Source organism: Janthinobacterium sp. CG_23.3, assembly GCF_046115965.1.
GTDB lineage: Bacteria > Pseudomonadota > Gammaproteobacteria > Burkholderiales > Burkholderiaceae_D > Janthinobacterium.
This window is the reverse complement of the sequence record NZ_JBJXIB010000267.1, coordinates 1-1,375: the sequence shown is the minus strand read 5'-3', so window position 1 is coordinate 1,375 and position 1,375 is coordinate 1. Positions and strand designations below refer to the sequence as shown.

Below are 1,375 nucleotides of genomic sequence, written 5' to 3'. Positions count from 1 at the left end.
ATATCCGCAGCTTCGGTGACTGGCTTAGCCCCGTTACATCTTCCGCGCAGGACGACTCGATCAGTGAGCTATTACGCTTTCTTTAAATGATGGCTGCTTCTAAGCCAACATCCTGACTGTTTTAGCCTTCCCACTTCGTTTTCCACTTAGCCAATCTTTGGGACCTTAGCTGGCGGTCTGGGTTGTTTCCCTCTTGACGCCGGACGTTAGCACCCGACGTCTGTCTCCCAAGCTCGCACTCATCGGTATTCGGAGTTTGCAATGGTTTGGTAAGTCTCGATGACCCCCTAGCCATAACAGTGCTCTACCCCCGATGGTGATACTTGAGGCACTACCTAAATAGTTTTCGGAGAGAACCAGCTATTTCCAAGTTTGTTTAGCCTTTCACCCCTACCCACAGCTCATCCCCTAATTTTTCAACATTAGTGGGTTCGGACCTCCAGTGCGTGTTACCGCACCTTCATCCTGGCCATGAGTAGATCACTTGGTTTCGGGTCTACACCCAGCGACTGGACGCCCTATTCGGACTCGATTTCTCTACGGCTTCCCTATGCGGTTAACCTTGCCACTGAATGTAAGTCGCTGACCCATTATACAAAAGGTACGCAGTCACGGAACAAGTCCGCTCCTACTGTTTGTATGCACACGGTTTCAGGATCTATTTCACTCCCCTTCCGGGGTTCTTTTCGCCTTTCCCTCACGGTACTGGTTCACTATCGGTCGATTACGAGTATTTAGCCTTGGAGGATGGTCCCCCCATATTCAGACAGGATGTCACGTGTCCCGCCCTACTTGTCGCATACTTAGTTCCACACATCGCATTTCGCGTACCGGGCTATCACCGTCTACGGCTCCCATTTCCAGGGGATTCCACTATGCGTCGTGCTAAATCATGCAGGCTCTTCCCATTTCGCTCGCCGCTACTTTGGGAATCTCGGTTGATTTATTTTCCTGCAGCTACTTAGATGTTTCAGTTCGCCGCGTTCGCCTTGCATACCTATGTATTCAGTATGCAATACCCTAAAAGGGTGGGTTTCCCCATTCGGAAATCTGCGGATCAAAGCGTGTTTGCTCGCTCCCCGCAGCTTATCGCAAGCTACTACGTCCTTCATCGCCTGTAATCGCCAAGGCATCCACCATGTGCACTTATTCGCTTGTCCCTATAACGTTAGCCTCTCGCCGCTTGCGCGCCGAAAGAAACGGTACAAAGATAAGAAAGTACAGCGTTGCCAGATTCAATTGCTTGAATCATGTTTGTTGATAATACAATCACTACCCATGACCGGCATTCCTGCCGGTCAAATAAAACTTTACTTCTTCCAAATTGTTAAAGAACGAAACAGCCAATAATCTTGAAAAGACCAAACCTAAATCC

At 49.2% G+C, this 1,375-nt stretch carries 1 rRNA gene; it reads right to left on the bottom strand.

What is annotated here, in order from left to right:
* Nucleotides 1-1,160, bottom strand: a 23S ribosomal RNA gene (locus ACFDR9_RS27690); the annotation flags it as partial.
* Nucleotides 1,161-1,375 lie beyond the last annotated feature (215 nt).